2 protein-coding genes are annotated in these 1,092 nt (G+C 65.2%); both read left to right on the top strand.

Annotation, left to right across the window (positions count from 1 at the left end; genetic code table 11):
- A partial coding sequence (locus AC2VOP_RS06395; protein WP_486960177.1) for a hypothetical protein occupies window positions 1-126 on the top strand: 126 nt, incomplete at its 5' end.
- Between the two features lie 152 nt (window positions 127-278).
- Window positions 279-1,022, top strand: a complete 744-nt coding sequence (gene pyrH, locus AC2VOP_RS06400) for a UMP kinase (RefSeq protein WP_486960176.1) — start codon at window positions 279-281, stop codon at window positions 1,020-1,022.
- Window positions 1,023-1,092: the final 70 nt, after the last annotated feature.

Raw genomic sequence — 1,092 nt, forward strand, 5'->3', positions numbered from 1 at the left:
GAAACCCTCCCACCGCCGCATCTCGACTACGGCCAACCCCGCATCAACCGATACCACCACCCCGAAAAACTCCTCCACCACGAAGATGGAGACGACGGCGGCGACCAGGACGACGATGACCCGTAGCTTGCGGATCGACCGACCCCAGAACCGGTTAGCCTGCGCCTAACCCGGGAGAGCCGGTGTGCCCGCCATGAGGCAGGATATGGATGCCCTAGATTGCGATCGGTGGGTGGTCACCCACGATGGCACTCTCACGGAGCAACCCCAGGAGCCTCATGACGGAGCCGACGAATGTCGACCGGCCGCCCGGCCGGTCCAAGTACGCGCGGGTGCTGCTCAAGCTCGGCGGGGAGATGTTCGGCGGCGGGCAGGTCGGGCTGGACCCCGACGTCGTGGCCCAGGTGGCCCGCCAGATCGCCGAAGTGGTGCGCGAGGGCGTACAGGTTGCTGTGGTGATCGGCGGCGGCAACTTCTTTCGCGGGGCGCAGCTGGAGCAGCGGGGCATGGAGCGGATGCGCTCGGATTACATGGGGATGCTCGGGACCGTGATGAACAGTCTTGCGCTGCAAGACTTCCTGGAGAAGGAAGGTATCGACACCCGGGTCCAGACCGCGATAACGATGGGGCAAGTGGCTGAGCCGTACATTCCGCTGCGGGCACGCCGGCACCTGGAGAAGGGCCGAGTGGTGATCTTCGGCGCCGGCATGGGACTGCCGTACTTCTCCACTGACACCACCGCGGCCCAACGTGCGCTGGAGATCGGTGCCCAGGTGGTGCTGATGGCCAAGGCGGTCGACGGAGTGTTCGCCGAGGATCCACGGGTCAACCCGGACGCCGAGCTGCTCACCGCGATCAGCCACCGTGAAGTCATCGACCGTGGCCTGCAGGTGGCCGACGCCACCGCATTCAGCCTGTGCATGGACAATGGCATGCCGATCCTGGTGTTCAACTTGTTGGCCGATGGAAACATCGCGCGGGCGGTCGCCGGTGAAAAGATCGGAACGCTGGTCACCACCTGACGGGAGGATGGCGTGATTGACGAGGCTCTCTTCGACGCCGAAGAGAAGATGGAGAAGGCCGTGGCGGTGG

It is taken from the genome of Mycobacterium sp. TH-M106 (assembly GCF_057473765.1).

Excerpts from the sequence above, each read along its gene's own strand:
- pyrH (WP_486960176.1), top strand. The coding sequence starts at position 279 with ATGACGGAGCCGACGAATGTCGACCGGCCGCCCGGCCGGTCCAAGTAC.